We start from the raw sequence: 19555 nt of genomic DNA, 5'->3' as shown, positions 1-19555 counted from the left end.
ATTACTCCTTTCTCCATAATTTTCTTAGCATTATTTTCGCACGATATACTTGCGTCTGAATCGTCTTCCTATTCTTGCCACTCTGTTTCACGATATCCGAGATGTCTTTTTCATAATAGAAATACTCCAAGGCCACTTCCTGATAGGGTGGTTTTAACTGACTGCATACTTCAAATAATTTTTGTTTAACATCAGTTTCTAATACATGTTCCTCCGGGGATGGCTTATTACACTGTACTTCATTAAAATATGTATCTTCCATAGGAATCACCTTTCTGCCTGCCCGTTTTAGATAGTCAAGGCATTTATTCGTTGCTATTCTGCAAACCCAGGCTTTTTCGTTTTTACCGTCGAAGTTAGTCAGATTTTTATAGGCTGACAAAAAGGTATCTTGAGTCAAATCTTCTGCATCGAAATAACTCTGCACCAGTTTATAGCATATGGAAAAAACCAGATTTCCGTATGTTTCAATTAAATATTCTAAATAACTATCGCAATTGATTTTTTCCACCTCCTTTTCACTGTGCACGTTATGATAAAGTTATTATATAACCATCCAAATAATTAAACGAGTCAGATTATTAAAATACTTCAAAATTTATAAAAAACTAAAAAATTATTATTAATTTACCATATCAGCAGTTTCTATATAAAAAATAAAGGAAAACCTAATGGATTTAATTATATATCAGTTATTTCTAATTGTCTGACTTATTTAGGAATTCGTTGATCTTCATATTATTTCCATCTGTATTAACTGTAACAGCTCCACTTTCACAGGTAATCCTGATAGTACTCCCTGCTTCTTTCAACCGATTAATTAATTCAGGGTTTGGATGTCCATACTTATTATCTTTTCCACAGGATATAATGGAATATTCCGGTTTAATCAGCTTTAGAAAATCTTCATAGGTAGAATACTTTGATCCATGGTGAGCAACCTTCATTAAGGTTATGAAATTGATACAAGTAAACCCTGAACACCCTAGGGGCTAAAAAATGCACACCCCACGGTTTAACGATACCGCACAGTGTGCATTACTGCATTTTACTTATTTATTCAAATTAAAGTACTTAAACTTCAGATCCCCCATCCTTTGCAAGAAACTTCTTATAAGTTGCATCCACAAGAGCAGCACCAAGTGGAGCAGTTATCAATATTGCAAGTACTGCAACTGTTAGTATAATATTGCCACATGCAAGTCCCATAGCTAATGGTAAGCCACCAATAGCTGCCTGTACTGTAGCTTTAGGCATATAAGCAAATGCCGCAAATATTTTTTCTTTTCTATTAAGTTTTGTTTTGAAAAGGCATACAAATACACCACTCATACGGAACAATAGAACACAGAAAATCAATACAATAGCTGATACTCCAGCTTTTAATGCGTAACTTATATTAACTGTCGCACCCACTAGAACAAACAGAAGTAATTCTGCTGCTACCCACAGTTTGGAGAATTTGCTTGAAAGACGTTGTGAAACTTCGTGTCGTTTTTGTTGAATAGTAGCTCCAAGAGCCATAACTGCAAGTAATCCAGAAAATCCGATTACACCTGTCATACTATGTTCAAGTGTAACAAGTAAAAAAGAAATCGATAGTATAATAATAACTTTTCCACTATCTCTTATATGAACTTTTTTAAATAAGATAGATAGAGCTATACCCACTATAATACCACCAATTAAACCAAAAATTATGGATGTAGGTATTGTCAAAAAGTGAATTGGTGTAATTGTTCCGCTTTTTGCAAGTCCTGTAAACGCAGTAAATAACACAATTACGAACACATCATCTACCGACGAACCTGCCATAATCATCTGAGGAATACTCTTATTAACTCCATATCCCTCCTCCATCAATCTAAGCATTTTAGGTACAACTACTGCCGGTGATACAGCCGCAATAACTGTCCCCATTATAGCAGCTTCTAAAATCGTTATTTTCAAAAAGATAGGTGCAAAAATTAGCATACCAGTAATTTCAAAGCAAGCTGGAACAAAGCACATTAATATTGCTGGCCGCCCAACCTTTTTTAAATCTTGAATATCCAAATTAAGTCCTGCACGAGTTAAAATAATAATAAGTGCTATTTGTCTTAATTCAGTTGATATGTTTAAGATTTCTGGGTCAAGTAGATTTAATAAATATGGTCCCAGTAGAATGCCTGTCAAAAGCATTCCCAGTAATTTAGGAAGCTTTAGTTTCTCAAAAATTTTTCCAAGTACCATTCCAAGTAAAAATAAAAGTGCAAGTGATAGTAACATATGTTTTCTCTCCAATCTTTTCGCAGAAAAAAAGCCAATGATTCTGCGATTAATAATCACAGAAGTCATCAGCTTATTAAGCGGTTTAGGTTTTAACCAAGGGAGAACTTCATTCCCAATAAATTTGATTCTATCATAAACTTAGTTCTGATGCAATAAAAAACATTAATTTATAACATATAATCATTAGACCTATCATTTATCATTATATTAAGTGTGGCAAAAATAGCTTTGCTAGTCCTAAGAAAATGAAAAACCCACATACGTCAGTTGCTGTTGTTAAAAATATTGATGAAGCTATTGCAGGATCTAATTTGAGTCGCTTTAAAATTAATGGGATTATAAATCCGAAAAAACCAGCTATCATTAAATTACCAATCATTGCTGCAAGAATAATAAATCCTAAATAAGCGTTTCCATATCTAAAATACAATATTAGACCTGTTAGTATTCCTGTTGCCAAACCATTGATAAATCCTAAGGATAGTTCTTTAAAAACTATTCTCCAGTCATCCTTGACATTGATCTCTCCTAAAGCAATTCCGCGTATAACAATGGATAAAGTCTGTGTTCCTGCATTGCCCCCCATTCCAGCAACAATAGGCATAGCTGCGGCTAACGCAACAACCTGCGCTATGACATCTTCAAAAAGGCCTACTGTAAATGAAGCCAAAAAAGCAGTAGCCAGATTGATGAATAACCACGGTAATCTTCTTTGAATGGAAACGCTCAGCTTGCTTCCAGCCTTTTCATCTTTGCTAACACCTGAAATCATAAGCAAATCTTCTGTTTGCTCTTTCACAATTACATCAATTACATCGTCAACCGTAATAATTCCAAGTATAGCATTCTTTGAGTTAACAACAGGCAATGCCTTAAGATCGTATTTGGATACAAGAAGAGAGACTTCTTCCTGATCTGTTTCTGGATGAACCGACAATACATTAGTATTCATTATATCCTTTAACAACATGCTATCATCAGAGATCAGTATATCTCTTAAATCAATAGAACCAGATAATCCATTATGAATATCAACAGCGAATATTGTTTCAATGACTTCTGTTTTCGGACCAATTAGCTTTATTTTACTTAGTGCATCTTTCACCGTTAACGTTTCTCTTAATGCAATATACTGCGTAGTCATTATGCCACCAGCAGTATCCTCACCATATTTTAAAATAACTTGTATTGCATTTGAATCACTTGCTTTCATTAAAGCAAGTAATTCTTTTCGTTTATAAATACTAATAATTCCCAATATGTCAGCAATATCATCAGTTGACATTAGGGCAAAAACATTAATAATTCTTCTTGTGTCCAATAATTCCAGTATTCTTTGTTGTTGCTCTTCACTAGACTCCTCAATAATTAAAGCTAGTTCATTATCCTTTAAAATAGTAATAACTGATAAAAAATCATCTTCTGAAAACTCATTCAATTCCGACGCAATATCAATGGCATAGTTTTCATTAAATAGTTTTTCAATTTTTTCATAATCTTTATCACGAAAGACCTGCAACAATAACTCTTGTAATTCCATTAGTTATACCTCCTTTATTTTGAATAAAATAATTTTGGGTATAACAGATAAAATCAATTAAACATAATTTCAATCATATAATTACTTCCATATAAGAGTGAAACTGAAAGTAATTTTTATAATCACTAAATAAGATAATGACAAATAGATTACCAATTTTCATATTATGCTCATCCGAATCATCCGCCATACCCTTATAACTCTGACTATCCAATTACCCTCACCACCTTTATAATAAATTCTAATCTTATCAATGCCATACAAATTATATATCTAAATATGACAAAAGTAAAGTGAGTAAATTATAATGATTGCACATTATATCCAAACGTTAATCCTTGAAAAGTAAAAACACTGGGTTCTTTACATCTCCAAAATCTGTTACCTTCTAAACTAGATTCTCTTTTTTTGTCAAAGTACTCTTTTTAAAAGAAAAACCAATATAATTTACCGATTAACATTTAACTTATTCTACCGTGATTTCAATCCTGCCTTTAAAGGTAAAAACCACTTTCTTCTTATTAAATATTGTTACATAGTCTATCATTCCACCCCAAAGCCCCTCATCAAAGGTTTCCACCAATCCGCCCATCCGTTTTATCGTCTTGATGAAGCTCCCGATGATTTCGCTTTTTGCCTTCTTCTCAACAATGGCAGCTTCCAGCTCATTGTATCTGACTTTCTTCTCTTCGTAACGTTTGACCAGGGTATTATAGCGTTTTTCGTAATTCTCCTGATCAAGTACTGTTCTAGCATTCTCTGCAATAATACTCTGTGTCATTTCCACCAAGACTGACATTTCTTCGGTAACAGTTTCTAATTCCTTTTGCAAATCATCCGTGAAAGATACCATGCGTTTCAGAATTTCTAGGTCAGCTATGGTATCGTTTTTCTTCTCCAATAGTTGATTTACTGCTTTAATAAAGAGCGCCTTAATTTCATCCTCTGTAAGGTGCGGTGTGCTGCATTTCTTATTACCATCGAATTTGTTATTGCAGCGATAAATTACCCTTCGGTATTTATCCGTGGAATGCCATACCTTAGAACCATACCAACTTCCGCACTTACCACATTTAATCTTAGATGAAAAAATGCTAACCCCACTATACTTCTTGCCTTCGCCATATCTCTTTAAGATTTCTGCCTGCACCAAATCGAATGTCTCAGGCGGTATGATTGCCTCATGGTTTCCTTCCACATAATACTGTGGAATTTCACCCTCATTCTTCTTGGTCTTTTTCTGCAAGAAATCCACCGTGTAGGATTTCTGTAAAAGTGCATCCCCCTTATATTTTTCGTTCGTAAGAATACTATTAACTGTTTTCTGATACCATTTATCCTTACCACCTGGTGATCTAATCCCCATTGACATCAGTTGCTTTGCTATAGAATGGTAAGACAAGCCACTTAGGAACATCTTATAAATCAGCTTTACTGTTTTGGCTTGTTCTAGATTTATTACAAATCCACCTTTCGGGCCTCTGTCATAACCAAGAAATCTTTTGTATGCTACGCATGCTCTACCATCTGCAAAACGTTTTCTTTGTCCCCAAGTAGTATTCTCAGAGATGCTTCGGCTTTCCTCCTGTGCCAAGGAAGACATGATTGTAATAAGAAGTTCCCCCTTGGCATCAAGTGTCCATATATTTTCTTTCTCAAAATATATTTCAACACCCTGTTCTTTCAATTTTCTCACTGTTGTGAGGCTGTCCACCGTGTTTCGTGCAAATCGGCTAACCGACTTGGTAATAATAAGGTCTATCTTTCCTGCCAGTGCATCCTCAATCATTTGTTTAAATCCTTCACGCCGTTTGGTATTCGTTGCAGAAATTCCTTCATCACTATACATTCCTGCGAATTCCCAATCATCTCTACTTTTGATATAATTCAAATAGTAATCCATCTGCGCCGAATAACTTGTCTGCTGTTCTTCTAATTCTGTTGATACTCTAGCATAACCTGCCACCCTTCGCTTCTTCGGTTTTCCAATCGGCTGAGCAGTAACTCTGCTTATGGTAGCCGGAATCGTCGTTACTCTCTTTGCCATGTTAGCTTCCTCCCATCTTTCATAATAAATATTGCTTTATCATCAAACAGGATGACCTCATCCACCTCTTGGATAACGCTAACTTCATAAGTTTTCTTATCTCCAAGTAGAGTTGCTGTAGCTTTCCTTAACTCATCTTCATCTAATGATTTCAAGTCGCAAAACGCCATTTTATACTTTCTCTGCCCGTTGCAAGTCCACCTTTCATAATATTCCCGGACGATTGTTTTACTGTGAACAATTGGATTCCGAATACATTTGGATCCGCACTTCCCACATTTAACCTTTCCTGTAAAACAGGTTCTTCCTCTCGGCATCGAAGAGTAATCCCTCGACCAATACTTTGTCTTTCCATTCTTTAAGTAAAACTCTATCCTGTCATCAAAGACTGAAACCATATCGACTTCCCTTTGAAATCTTTCTTCATCCAGTTCCTTATCCCCCAACACAAACGTTGAAGCCATTCGGAGAATATCTTCATCAACCGGCTGCATATCGCAGAATTTTCTTCCCTTGGTTTCACACGCATTACATACCCACCTCTTATAGGAAGTTCTTTCTGTTGTTTTGCTATGTGTAATATTCCTACGACTGCATTTGTATCCGCATTTACCGCATTGGATTTTGCCAGTAAAGCAAGTAATCTGCTTATTTTTATTTGGGGCAATTTTACCACGCTCCACACGAGCATTCTGCACTGCCTGAAACAATTCTTTACTGATAATCGGTTCATGTGCTTCTTCCACCAGGTACTTTTGGAGCTCTCCGTAATTATGTTTTCTTTTTCTTATCTTTGGTGAATAACTTTTTTGTAACACTAGGTTTCCAATGTAAATCTCATTTTGGAGAATGTCCTTGATGGATGCCCTTGATAATGGATTTCCGTTGATTCCGACTATCCCTTTTATAATAAGCAGCTTAGGTAACTGTAGAGTGGAAACACCTGCAAGGTATTGTTCAAAAATATACTTAATCGTCTCTGCTTCTTTGGGAACAATTCGATATTGCCCACCGTCCCATTCATAACCAAAGGCTCTGCTCGCTGAATGTGGTTCTCCTCTTTCAAACCCTTTTTTGATTGCCCATTTAATGTTTTCCGACATACTTCTGCTTTCTTCCTGTGCAAAGGATGCCAGTATGGTCAGCAATAATTCACCATCCCCATTCATGGAACTGATGTTTTCTCTTTCAAATCGAACCTCTACTCCTATATCTTTCAGATGCCGAACTGTCTCCAATAGATCAACTGTGTTTCTTGCGAATCGACTAATCGACTTTGTAAGTATAATATCAATTTTTCCTGCGTCACAGTCTGCAACCAGACGTTTAAAGTTATCACGCTTGTCTGTGTTCGTACCGGTTATTCCTTCATCAGCGTAGACACCCACATATGTCCATTCTGGATTTTTCTGTATTAGAGTACTATAGTGACTAATCTGCGCTGAAAAGGAATGTAAAAGCACTTCTGTATCATTGGATACTCGGGCATAAGCAGCTACCCTTTTCATTTGTTTTATTTTCGGTATACCTACCTCTATTTTACTGATTTTCGGCATAATATCGACTCCTTCCCAACACTATATATCACTCTAAACGCTCATTAAAGCAAGTGTATATCAGAGAATAATGTGCCGAAAATGGGTCGGTATTTCTCGAGCATAATTGTATCAAATTCATGGTATTCCTCCTCGGAAATCATGCCCCTCTCTAACATCGTTCTAGCTAGACTCATTGTGGTCTGATACAGCATTTCATTTTGAAGTTGGTCTTCACTCATCCGGACCACCTCCAAAACGATCAGCTACATAACATTCATGGCTGCAATACTTCCTACGAGAATTACCATATACAGTGAACGGCTTTCCACAGTGCGGACAGATATATTCATACACTGCTTTACGCTTCACCCTATCAAGATTGCTGTTCCACCACTTTATTCTGCACTCATCTGAGCAAAACCGTTTTTCTTTCCTTCCTGGGTTCTGTTCCACACAAACACCGCAGTTCAAACATAAATGTTTTCCTTCATCTGCTGGTGACTGTATTTTTGGTGTCTCATCTGCTACTTTTCCCGTCAGATTGTTTCTTCGGCAAAAGGACTTCACTGTATTTTCTGAAATACCAAGCAACTGTGCGATCTTGATATATCCATATCCATCAGCACGTAACTTTGTAATCTTCGCTTTCTGTTCTTGTGTCATTAAAAATACACCTCCCATCGTTGAGGATATACCTCTCTAACTACCTAAGGACAGAAAACATTGATTTGGACGGGGCTATTGAAAAAATATTCTATATCATAAAAAGTGAACCCACAGTACAAAATACTAATGGGTTCACAATTGGCATGATAGTTATAAAAGAGTAAATTAACATTTTGATGGATAAGGAAGGAGATAGAAAATGGTATATTGGGTTAGCATAAGAGTCATTTTTATTTTTTACGATTTAGATATTTTTGCAATGCTTTAATCAGTAGAACAGCTAAGTAAATTCCAAGTCCAAGAATTAGTAATGCAAAGAATAAGTCTAAATAGAGTAGAGTTGAAAACAAAGTCATTGGGTCACCTCGATTAAGAAAAATGCTACCTATATACAGTATATTCGATTATCGAGGGATATATGAAGTTAATATATAAGAGCCTTTGAACGAATGTTAAATATAAGAAATCGAAAAGGTTTATGAAGGAAGATCTAGCACAAGTTATATAAGTTAAACTAACACTTAAGAGGAAAAACTTAGAAATACTAAAGAAAAATCAATATTTTAATTAACATATATTAACATTCACATTGACAATCTAATATTGATTATTAGATAATGGACTCAAGGAGGTAATTCTCATGAGTTTTAACGAATATTTTAATAGATTTTGTTTGGAGCATGGTTATATTGGTAAATTGGGATTACATGAAACATCAAAAGAATATGAAATCATTATTTCAAAGGGGAATGATAATGCAGGTGCGTATCTCACCAAAGAAGAACTAAAGAGCATGAGTAATCAAGAAATAAGAAATTTACTCGCTCTTTTACATAGAGGTTTTGAATCAAAATTTAACGCAAAAAATACCGCTGAATGAACTTAATCACTTAGCGGTATTGGAATAAAGTTATTCCGTTTTATCGATAGCATCTTTAACATTAAGAAGCTTTCTGACTTCATTACGGAATGTATCCATCGACTTACCATGCTTAGGAAACCAGTGCATCACATCAGCATGGTTACTGGCAATACCTAGTTTGTAGCCCTCACTGTGACATATGATATTGTTTTCATTCAAACCATATTTCTTGCAAAGATATACGCATAATTCCACGGCTTGCTTATAAACAGCCATAAAATAAGTTACATCCGACAAGTTATCCTCACAGATTTCAAAGCCGATATGTGCGTCATTACCAGAACCTTTCTTCCCACTACCGCAGTGCCAACCGCGATAATTCCAAGGCAAGGTCTGGTAAGTAGCTATCTTCTCGTTTGCAAGCTTTCCTATAAAAGCATGAACACAAACCTGTCTCCCGCCCGGTTTATCCTTATTCCAATGATTGTTGTATCTGTTCTTCCCAAGTAGCCCGTCATTTGGTCCCACATAACGAGAAAGATACGGATTATTAACACCGGTGGAATGTACCATAATACCTTTAGGCTTAATAGTCTTGCCTGCCTTGAAACAGGCATTGTTTGTAAGTATCAACTTATGTAAATTCATTCCAAATCACCTCACTGTTCAAAGGGAGTAGTAATTGCTAAATCAACAGGATATAAATGATAGGTAAATTTTAGATCACAGTAAGCACTCGACGATGTTCCATTGCTACCCATGCGGATATAGAGACCATAACCAGTTGGTATTCTGCTCTGACGCAATTCGATATGAACATGTGCGGCATCACCAGTGCTGTTAAAACCAACAGGTGTACTACGAGAAATTCTTATGAACGTTTCTTCGTCATTCGAGATATATAAATCCAGTTCTTTCTCACTCGTATCTGATTGACGACATAGAGTTATCAAATGACAGTCATACGTAGTCTCAGGATGCAGTGGTCCGCCCTGTCCTCCTATGACCACACTGTCAATCGGTAATACTGTATGCAAAGGTCCTCGAACGCTATTACTCCCACCACCACCTAAAACATTTCCAGACATGACATATCTTAAGTAACTAGTTCTGGTAAATCCATTGATAGTCGTTGTTGCGGTAGATGTCAATGTCAATGCGGTTGTTACATTCTCCGCTCTTTCCAATACAAAAAGGCTTTCACCAGATGCAACAGCAGCATCACCAATGGAAAATACTTGGCGCGTCCAGTAGGTTGTACAGGTTGGGTTTGGATTTGTTCCTGTCCCATAGGCAATATTTGATGCATCCTGATTACCTCTTGTAGCTTCGGCAAGTTTCTTGACGCTTCCCCGAAGGGTAGTTTGAATCAACACCTGCACATTGTTTGCAACTGGACTTCCCAAGGATGTGACAAACGTATAAGTCACTGTACCAAGTATTACGTTATTACCGTTTGCAATGTTTGTGAATGTAATAGATGCTCTTCGGCTTGCCATATCTGGTGCGGTAGCAGTTTCGATTGGATGCCAATGGTTAAGCAGAATTCCCGTCCTTGTGGTCAGCATATTACGGGTATCATCAAGCAAATCATGTGTGGTATTCAACAGATTATAATTATCATTTAACAGGTTGTGCGTTGTGTTTAATAACGTATAATTATCCTCTAGTAGATTGTAGGTTAGCGATAGCAGACTATATACATCATTAATATCGAGTGCAGCCAAAGCAGAAAGCACCTGATTCAGCCACTCCTGAGCAGGAGGAGCAGGAGGTATTGCAATATCATCTTTCAGAGCCTCCTCAACTATAGTGAATATCCGCACGCTTTTACCGACCACTTCGTCATAAGTAACTCGAATCTCCAATCGCCCAACACCGACAAGTAAGGTATCTGTTGAGCTTGGTGACCATGTCAGAACACCATCTGCATAATCTGTAACCACAGGATAGGCAATCCCATCAGGTCTTCTGTAAATAGCAGTCAAGGCGGCGGCTGGATAGTTATCTTCCAATAAACTGGTCACATCAAATTCTATCTTTCGGTAATGGTGTTCTCCACACCGCCCAATTCGCACCGTTACTTCTTTTGATAAGTCAATCATACTTTGCCCTCCGGACCATTGTCGTCACGCCCATGCAGTTGCTTTAGTACATCCTTAAGTTTTTCAGGAATAGGCAGCCCGATATGAGCTGCATTTTCAAGGATAGAAATACCCTCATTGCTTAAGTAGAAGAAAATTACTGCAGTACGTAAGACACTACCCTCTGAATTACCTGCAGTGCCCAAAATATAAGTGTCTAATATGTGCCCCACTCCAACCAAAATAAAGATGAGTAGCTTTTTAAAGATTCCCTTTGCACCAATTTTACTACACAAATTCTTATCAATAATGGCACAAAGCACGCCTGTGATATAATCAATTACTACAAAAACAATGAGTGCATAAAGAAACCCATCCAATCCCCCGAGAAACCATCCCATAAATGCTCCGATTGACACAAAAGCTGTCTGTATCCAATTCCATATAACTTTCATAATCCAAACCTCCCATCTTTCAATAGGGTAGAGAAATAATGGTTAACATTATTTCCCTCCCGTTGAACCGTACATACGGGTCACGTATACGGCTCTACAACTTATATTCCAACTTTTCTTAGATAATAATTTAAAGGATTGAGCAAACCTGCATTGTCCTTTATTTTGTTTTCAAGCAAATCTGGGCTGATAATAAAATTCACTACGTTCATTCCACTTCTTCTGTACCAACCCAGTCTTGAATTTGCAACTTTATAGATTGCCTCATGGTCGAATCCATTCTTATTTTTTCGATTTAGATAACATAAATTTCTGTATATCGTCTTAGGCATTTTCCATTGTTTTATAACAATTACTCTTATTTTATGCCTAAGCCATGTTCCAAACTCTTCCATGAACTGTTTCATCATTCCGATTCTGAAATAGTTAATCCATCCTCTTACTATTTCATTCACTCTCTTTGTTGTTTCCGCAAGCGGTCGTGAAATCGCTTTGTTTCTTTTGAGGTATTCACTCATTTTCTGTTTCAGTTTCTTTTTCTTCTCTGTGGTTGGTTTCACTTTCCATTCGCCACCATGTTTCAGAAATGTAAATCCTAGATATTTACTCCTTGTCGGTCTGACTACCTTAGTCTTTGTTGCATTCACCTTTAGGAACAGCTTTCTTTCAATCCACTCTGTTATGGACTTCATCACTCTGTTTGCCGCCAATTCACTTCTCGTGAATATCAATGCATCGTCGGCATATCTCGTGAAACGCAGACCTCTTTGTTCCAGCTCTTTATCTAGCTTATCAAGGTAGACGTTCGACAACACAACCGACAACGGTCCGCCTTGTGGAACACCGGTGATTGTTGCTTTTTCCAGTCCTTTTTCCATTACTCCTGCTCTTAAATATTTGCGAATCAGATTTAATGTTGTACTGTCATTTACTTGTTCTCTAAGAATCTGAATTAATTTGTCATGATTCACCGTATCAAAGAATTGTTCTATATCAACATCAATGACCCATTCATATCCCTCATTAAGATAATCCAATGCTTGCTTTATAGCGTTATGGCAACTTCTTCCAGGTCTGAACCCATAACTGAATTCACTAAATATTTCTTCATAAATATCAGATATCGATTGTGCAATGGCTTGTTGTATCACTCTGTCCAAAACCGTTGGTATTCCCAGTGGTCTTTTCTTCCCATTATCCTTTGGAATGTATGCTCTACGCACTGGCTTGGGCATATAGGTTCTGTTTCGAATTGACTGTACGATTGTGTCTTTATTTTCTCTGATGTATGCACCAAGTTCATCTACAGTCATTCCATCTACTCCACTTGCACCTTTATTCGCCACCACCTTTTTATAGGCTCTGTTTAGGTTTTCTTTCGATGTAATCATATCTATTAATTCCACTGTTGTTACTCCTCTGCTTATTACTAAATTTATACACATCACCCCTCTGGATATAGATAATTGTCATTGGTTACGTTCCTACTTTCTTTATCCATCCGATTTCTGGCTTGCGTATTATTCTCTTAATAACGATTTGTACTATAAATCGTTTCAGTCCTTCGGTTATTACACCTACTATAACTTCATCTGACTCCCTCCCTAAACCTTTTTCGACCACATCTATGATATGTGGGTAGGGTCTCCCAAGGTAAGACACTAATCTTTCGTTCCACAACCTCTTGATTTACAACTTCGGTTTACGTTTACCATTTGGGCTTTGGTTTGTCTAGCAACCTTACCCACCTAATCGCCTTATCAAGTTTCTGTACGTAGGCTCAAGAACTTTGCTACACCACTTCCTTCATCCATACCATTACTGATACCAACTTGTGGTTCGCTACACTTGGCGGTAAATACCCGCGACTGGACTTGCACCAGTTAGATTAGTGCCATGCTTGGCACACTAGAAAAACGCCCTCACATCAGCGAGAGCGTTGTTTGTGACTGACCTTATAGCGTTAAGATCAAGTCTTGAAGTTGTTGCATTACATCTGCTTTCGGTCTGCCAGTGCCAATCGGTAGCCATGTCACCGGTGGTATGTCAAACGTTGTTGAAGCATCAAAAGTGTTTATCATTGTGATCATTGGCTCAAGTGCAGTACGTAACTCTATGATGTGATACGGCCAATTTCTTATTGCAGTCTTTGTTGCAATGATTTCCTCGTTCCATGACACGGCTGCAATCCCATAATATTGACCTACCGTATTAATTGATGCACGAAGTTCCAACATATGCATCGCCTTCACGTGGGTTACGTTCGCTGTCAGCGTCTCAAACAGGGAAGGTAACACACCAAATATCCTAGTAACCGTTTGGCTTGGTGCTAGTAAATCACTGTCTAAACATCGAAACGTCACCGTATGATTCCCTATCGTTAAGACCGGTGCCTGAAATACTGTTTTCACATAATCACCAAGGTAACCACTCGTCGAAAACATCTCTGGATGATCAACGCTGTTATACCATTCCCCCGAGTCAATCTTTACTTCGACCCTCTGTGTCTGACCATCTGGTTCCATACCCGTTGTGATCATAAAACGTGGCGTGGTGTTATAGATAAAACACTGATTCATTGGACAAGTTATGACTGGACTTGCAGGTGGACTGTTTTTCCTGACCGTATTACTGACCACATAGGAAGAGACGGCATCCAATGTATCTGTAACGCTAATACGATATCTGGTTGATGTTCCTGGTGTCTGTGAAGCTTGCGCTGTATAGCTTCCATTAGTCTCACCAGATACCACAGTAGCCAAGGTTTCATAAGAGGACCATGGTGGGTTTCCCATAATCGAGGTACTGCGTTGTAGTACATAATGCTTGATTGGGCTAGTACCTGCGATTGTTCCACTCCAAGATATCGTTACCGACTGTGATTCATATAAAGTTGGAGACGCTGTGAAACTGGTCGGATGAGCCGGCAAGATGTTCTTTCGGACGCTATTGGAAGAAACCTTCCAAACGGAATAGTAAGTGCTTCCTGCAGATCCTAAGGTACGTATCTGATATCTTCGATAATCTCCTCTTATAGATGGTGGCGATACACTTAAGCTTCCATCAGTTAAAGTAGACGACACAGTAGTAAGCGCCGTCCATGCACCCCAAGTACTGTTATCACTCGAATCACTGTACTGTATCTCATACCCCGTAATTGCATTCCCTGCTCCGGCTATCGCACCACTCCAAGAAAGTGTTAGGTTTCCTTCTGCAACCGTAGCGTTTAGTGCAAAGGTTGATGGTTCTGTACAGGCAGTAATGTTGCAGTAAATGCTGTTACTGATTTTTTCTGTGGAATAAGCATTCAGTACGTCAATTGTCCAAATACCAAACTGTGTATAGGTTCCTGATATATTGGTAACGTTCGGATGATAAGTGCCACTGCTAGCACTCAAATTAAAAGTTGTTAGTTCTGTCCAACCACTCCAAGTACTGTTATCGGTTGAAGTTCGTCTGGAAATCCGGTATCCCTTAATTGCACTCGTTCCTCCCGCTGCTCCAGACCACGTTAGCGTGATTGTTTCATTACTGTGTATTTGTGGTGATGCTACCGCAGTACTTGGAGCAGTAGGAAGGGTATTCTTTCGGACAGAGTTCGTAGAAATCTTCCAAGTAGAATAATACGAGCTCCCTGCTGTACCACGCGTACGAATGCGAAACCTGCGAAAGTTCCCTCTCGTAGTCGGAGGAGCAACCGACAAACTTCCACTCGTAGCGGAGGTAGTCACAACCGTTAACGCCGTCCAGCTTCCCCAAGTGGAATTGTCAGTTGAATCACTATACTGAATTTCATAAGAGGTTATTGCATTGTTTGTACCCGCCTTTGCACCACTCCAAGACAAGGTTACATTGCCTTCTGCAAGTGTACTATTTAACGAGCAAGCAGTTGGTGCACCAGCTGCCGTCGTTCGACTTGCCCAGGTTACGTCTAGAACCACTTGGGTCAGATCATTTCTTCCCGTAAAGGAAATATAGTTCGTGGTGCTGTAACCACCATCTATAAAAAGGCAGTTGCTCCCACCACTTCCAATAGAATTAATTAAGGCAGTTGCTATATTAAAAGTTTTCTCTCCAAGTCCTGCCGATACGGTATGGTTATAACCAGAAGTCACTTTGCTAGGTCGTGAGGTTACGACATCAGAAGATGAACTTACTGGCGGGATATCCGTTTGATTTCCAGCATATAACGTCATCGTTCGGTCGCTTCCCCAAGAACCTCCCGCTACACGTGTGAGGGTAAGTGTCGCGCTGGTTGGATAATAGTCTTCATATTGATCTCGAATGGTGGTCAGATTAAAAATCATAACACCCACACATTCTCCATAAGGCTCGTAAACACCTTGTCTGATATTATCCGTAGTGGATGGAATATATTTTCCATTACGCCAAGTACAGGCATTGATTGCTTGATAAGTTGCCATGTCTCACCTCACTCATATACTGCTGTTACCAGCGAATTCACGGTTCCACAAAGAGAAGAACTCAGCCTCGTGTCGGTGATATTTCCAGTGGTTATCGACGTAGCCGCCTGTGGTACTAAAACGTCTGCAAGACATAATTCATATACCTCAGCATTACGTGTCAGTGTAGGAGCAGTCGGCGTAGCTGCCGCTGTTCCTGTGAGTATCGTAGCTATAATTCTTCGTTCAAGAAAGCTCCACCGAATAATAATTCGGTCAATTCTTGGGTAGGAGCCATTCGCTGTTGCCAGTGTCTTGTTCAGTGCCTCTGTATTTTCATAACGATAGCCATTAATCCATGCACTTCCAGTAGCAATACTAACGATCATTCCTGTCACTGGTGTTACCTGTAGATTTGTGGTATTTGCATAAAAGATACCATTCGAAACCAGACTACCGAAATAGGCTGCAAAGTCAGTGGCATCGTAAACCCTGTCACCACTGGAAGAATTAAAAAAACCGCTCCTTTCCACTTATCATCCTCTCCTTTCATCAATCATCGAGCATCACTAATTTATTAGGCTACAAACCATGTAGCATTAAACGTCAGCCATTCTGTTCCTGCAATGCTTGTTGCATAGGCGTTTGTTCCATATCTGCTACAGGAGCACACACCTGCGTTAGTTATCTGTAACAGCCAGGTATTAATTCCTGATCCCTGACATCTTACTGTAACATACCCTGACATTGGTCTATACGCGCTAGGCAAAGTGTAGAAGCTTAAGTTTGTTGCAGAATTTATGGCAGCTCCTGCAGCGGGTAGCAAAGCTCCATGAAAATGAACCATTTTCCCTACTTTTCTTAATCTTGGGCGTTGAGCAGTAGAATAAATCGTAAAACTGTTTTCCAAATCGGTATCCGATAATTCTAGATACCCTGTATCCCCACCATAAATGATGCCCGTAGTAGAGTCACCATTAACACATACTGCCCCTCCCTCAAGGTTGAGATACATTGGGGAAGCCGAACCATTATTACGGGCTTGTATTTCGTTTGCATCGAAAACCATATTCACACCGGTGGTAACGCCAATCTGCAACGGATTGTCTGTTGATGTAAGGCTGACATCACGGTTTGGCAGTTGCAGCTTATAAAAGACACCATCCTCACTATAGGTAGCCGTCTTTACCACCCCATTATCAACAGCTGATACTGTGAAGGTCTGACCGCCATATGAGAAGGTAGATGATACCGCCGGAAGATTTGCCACAAGAATTAGTGCCCCGTTTGCGGGATCAGAAATCAGATTTCCTGATTCACTGAATGCATACAAACCATTTAAATAGGCAGTTCCATAATCTGATAGCCAAATATAGATATCCCATATTGTCTTGGTGGAACTTGCTGATTTTACAATCTTAATATCCGTCGATAAAAATGGACTTTTATCCCTGGTGTAAGACTGCACAAAAGACTGAATGGACATTGTTGCAAAAGACGATGTTGAATAAACATAGCCCTCTATCATACCCGATTTTGGAGTGGTACCAGTGCCAAAGTAATCAAACTTAAAAGCAATACGGTTATAGGAACCGTTAATAACTACCCTTGCTGCATGAAAATATTTTGCCTGAGTAGGGTCGTTCCCTCCGGCAGTTGAGGTATTCACAGCCAACTTTGCGGAGCTGATCATGACACCGCCTAAAAACCTCTGTAAATCAGCCCAACTGTTTTCATCCACCAGTAATTCCGAAATTCCCGCCGGAGCACCAAGAGCCGTCCTTACCTGACTAAAATCAGATTTAATCTTCTGTGTAATCGTAAGCTCTGCTTTTCCAAATGTAACGCTGATGCTCTGTCCGTCCCGGTCATAGCTTTCTTCTATCTCCACAATGCGTGTGGTCATAGATACACCCCACTTTTTCGAGATGACCTGTACCGTCTGACCAAGATCATAATCTGTTTTATAGATTAAATTCCCATGGTTATTTACGGTAACATTAAAAGACTGCGCTGTGGCAAGTTCCGCAAGCCTTGTCTGCCCCCGATAGGTTAAAGCGTCCGTATAATCGGAAGGAAAATCTGCAGAGCGAAGATCCTTTGCATCTACAAAGGCTTCTCTACGATTTTCTCCAGTACCATCTGTGATATATGCAAAGATACGGTCTGCATCACTCTCCCCTTCCCCTCCAATTTTGGCGGTATTTGCATACCCTTCTGTGTTTTTTGTAAAGGTCTGATCAAGTAGGTTCTCATATTCCTTTGAAAATACAGCCTGAGAAGGCTCTCCTATATAAAGCGTTACCATAAGGTGTCCCGATGATGGATCAAATGCGGTTTTAATACCTACAGATGCCGCATCACAAAGTTCCTGTATTTCATCCAGAAGGTTATTATAGGAAACCTGCTTTTTCACCGGTTTACCTAAATCCGGTGACGAAAAGCTTACGTTTGCAATCTGACGATTCGTATCTGTGGGTGAAATGACATTATGGTTTATCAGCTGACCGATACAGGCTGAAAGATCACCGCTTAGGGTTTCCGTATTCCAAATAATACGCCTACCCAGTAGTACAGTGGCAAACCGCCCACTTACCGTGATGCTCTCCCTATCGGTCTGTGACAATTGCAAATATTCAATTAACCCTACTTCCTCATCATCGTTTTTCCAAATATAATATCCTTCTTGGAGTAGAACAGCATTCGCTGTAGATGCATTCGCTTTCAGTTCAAAGGAGCCACATCTAGAATAGCGTCTGGTCCACCTAAGGTACTCAAACGATTCCACAACTCCGATCAGGGCACGGTTCTGATTAAATACATAGAGTTCCATAAGCTATACCCCCAGAAACTGCGGACGATAATAAATACTGACATCCAGCAGTTCAAGATTGACTGACGCGTCATAACGAAGGTTATTGATTCCCGTTGCAAGTTGAAAGAAATCAGAATTCGTATCCAACAGATGAAAGGCATTACTCTGTGTTGTCCCGATGATGTTTATCACCCGTTTTCCTGCAAAGTGCGTATAAATGTGAAATTCATCTCCAGGACTCATGGTGGTATGGATTCTTACAAACTCATTGGTATCCATATGCAAAAGCTCTGGATTCGTAACAGTACCAAGTGCCCGAAAGATAATTTCACAGCCACAAGGTACATCACCGATGTTATCTAATGCAATAATCTGACTTGGCTGTCTTGCTCCAAACTCCATACCACTTGCTGGTATCTCTAAGGAAAACTCAAATAATGCTTCCCATGAAGCAAGCTCCTGTCTCACCTCTTCTAACAATTCAAAGAAAGGAGAGGGACAAAGTAAACTTAAGAAAAACTTCGGTATCCTCTCTCTTACCGATACAATCAAAGCCGCTTCCTCCACGATACAAGAAATCTGCCGATCACGATAACGTAAGATCCCAGACATTTTTGGACTAAAGAATTTAAGAAATTCTTTTCGTAACTCATAAGCTTTATTAGCATCCTCCGCTACAATCGTTCCCTCTAATGTGATGTTTCGCATATCCAGAGTGGAAGATACATAAAAAGCACCGTCTTGTTCCGGTGCCTTGAAGGTGTTGACAATATTTCGGATACTTCCCGTACCATCTAGTTTTTCTAAAAAATAAGGCTTCGCTTGCTTTATCGTAAGACGTTCCCCATTGGAATTAATATAGGTTATTTCCACA

General features: G+C 38.9%; 17 protein-coding genes and 1 riboswitch. Of the genes, 1 reads left to right on the top strand and 16 read right to left on the bottom strand.

All coding sequences use genetic code 11. The features are described 5' to 3' along the window. Position 1: 1 nt before the first annotated feature. The 8 genes from RBU59_RS27915 to RBU59_RS27880 all read right to left on the bottom strand — a co-directional run bounded on the left by RBU59_RS27915 (position 2) and on the right by RBU59_RS27880 (position 8059). On the bottom strand, positions 2-511 hold the full coding sequence (locus tag RBU59_RS27915; RefSeq protein ID WP_308145732.1) for an RNA polymerase sigma factor: 510 nt from the start codon (positions 509-511) through the stop codon (positions 2-4). Positions 512-1074: 563 nt separating this feature from the next. Further along, a complete protein-coding gene (locus tag RBU59_RS27910; RefSeq protein ID WP_308145731.1) occupies positions 1075-2268 on the bottom strand; it encodes a cation:proton antiporter in 1194 nt (397 codons plus the stop codon). Between the two features lie 52 nt (positions 2269-2320). Next, a riboswitch (Fluoride riboswitch) is annotated at positions 2321-2394 on the bottom strand. Positions 2395-2473: 79 nt separating this feature from the next. After that, complete coding sequence (gene mgtE, locus RBU59_RS27905; protein ID WP_308145730.1) at positions 2474-3811, bottom strand: magnesium transporter; 1338 nt, start codon at positions 3809-3811, stop codon at positions 2474-2476. A gap of 73 nt (positions 3812-3884) precedes the next feature. Further along, positions 3885-4025: a hypothetical protein gene (locus tag RBU59_RS27900; RefSeq protein ID WP_308145729.1), complete on the bottom strand. Its 141-nt coding sequence runs from the start codon at positions 4023-4025 to the stop codon at positions 3885-3887. 252 nt (positions 4026-4277) lie between these two features. Then, positions 4278-5858, bottom strand: coding sequence for a recombinase family protein (locus tag RBU59_RS27895; protein ID WP_308145728.1), 1581 nt, complete (start codon positions 5856-5858; stop codon positions 4278-4280). Beyond that, positions 5843-7414: a recombinase family protein gene (locus tag RBU59_RS27890; protein WP_308145727.1), complete on the bottom strand. Its 1572-nt coding sequence runs from the start codon at positions 7412-7414 to the stop codon at positions 5843-5845. Before RBU59_RS27890 ends, RBU59_RS27895 begins: the two co-directional genes overlap by 16 nt. 44 nt (positions 7415-7458) lie before the next feature. Continuing rightward, positions 7459-7635: an SHOCT domain-containing protein gene (locus tag RBU59_RS27885; RefSeq protein ID WP_308145726.1), complete on the bottom strand. Its 177-nt coding sequence runs from the start codon at positions 7633-7635 to the stop codon at positions 7459-7461. Further along, positions 7628-8059 carry a helix-turn-helix domain-containing protein gene (locus RBU59_RS27880; RefSeq protein WP_308145725.1) on the bottom strand — a complete coding sequence of 144 codons (432 nt, stop codon included), beginning with the start codon at positions 8057-8059 and terminating at the stop codon, positions 7628-7630. The genes RBU59_RS27885 and RBU59_RS27880 overlap by 8 nt, the downstream gene beginning before the upstream one ends. A 643-nt stretch (positions 8060-8702) precedes the next feature. Between RBU59_RS27880 and RBU59_RS27875 the strand changes: the two genes are divergently transcribed. Continuing rightward, positions 8703-8942 (top strand): hypothetical protein, encoded by a 240-nt coding sequence (locus RBU59_RS27875; RefSeq protein ID WP_308145724.1) that lies wholly within the window; start codon positions 8703-8705, stop codon positions 8940-8942. A gap of 30 nt (positions 8943-8972) precedes the next feature. Here RBU59_RS27875 and RBU59_RS27870 read toward each other — a convergent pair whose 3' ends face one another. The 8 genes from RBU59_RS27870 to RBU59_RS27835 all read right to left on the bottom strand — a co-directional run bounded on the left by RBU59_RS27870 (position 8973) and on the right by RBU59_RS27835 (position 19554). After that, positions 8973-9572, bottom strand: coding sequence for a peptidoglycan recognition protein family protein (locus tag RBU59_RS27870; protein ID WP_308145723.1), 600 nt, complete (start codon positions 9570-9572; stop codon positions 8973-8975). 11 nt (positions 9573-9583) lie between these two features. Beyond that, on the bottom strand, positions 9584-10750 hold the full coding sequence (locus RBU59_RS27865; protein ID WP_308145722.1) for a hypothetical protein: 1167 nt from the start codon (positions 10748-10750) through the stop codon (positions 9584-9586). A gap of 275 nt (positions 10751-11025) precedes the next feature. Next, a complete protein-coding gene (locus tag RBU59_RS27860) occupies positions 11026-11463 on the bottom strand; it encodes a phage holin family protein (RefSeq protein ID WP_308145721.1) in 438 nt (145 codons plus the stop codon). Between the two features lie 101 nt (positions 11464-11564). Continuing rightward, positions 11565-12869 (bottom strand): group II intron reverse transcriptase/maturase, encoded by a 1305-nt coding sequence (ltrA, locus tag RBU59_RS27855; protein WP_308144086.1) that lies wholly within the window; start codon positions 12867-12869, stop codon positions 11565-11567. 549 nt (positions 12870-13418) lie between these two features. Then, entirely contained in the window at positions 13419-15887 is a 2469-nt protein-coding gene (locus RBU59_RS27850) for a hypothetical protein (RefSeq protein ID WP_308145720.1), read from the bottom strand. Positions 15888-15895: 8 nt separating this feature from the next. Further along, positions 15896-16399 carry a hypothetical protein gene (locus RBU59_RS27845; RefSeq protein WP_308145719.1) on the bottom strand — a complete coding sequence of 168 codons (504 nt, stop codon included), beginning with the start codon at positions 16397-16399 and terminating at the stop codon, positions 15896-15898. Positions 16400-16443: 44 nt separating this feature from the next. Then, entirely contained in the window at positions 16444-18699 is a 2256-nt protein-coding gene (locus RBU59_RS27840) for a siphovirus ReqiPepy6 Gp37-like family protein (protein WP_308145718.1), read from the bottom strand. Positions 18700-18702: 3 nt separating this feature from the next. Continuing rightward, positions 18703-19554 (bottom strand): phage tail family protein, encoded by an 852-nt coding sequence (locus tag RBU59_RS27835; protein WP_308145717.1) that lies wholly within the window; start codon positions 19552-19554, stop codon positions 18703-18705. Position 19555 lies beyond the last annotated feature (1 nt).

This window comes from Anaerocolumna sp. MB42-C2 (assembly GCF_030913705.1).
Classification (GTDB): domain Bacteria; phylum Bacillota; class Clostridia; order Lachnospirales; family Lachnospiraceae; genus Anaerocolumna.
Note: the sequence above shows the minus strand (reverse complement) of the source record. Positions and strands in the feature narration are given on the sequence as shown.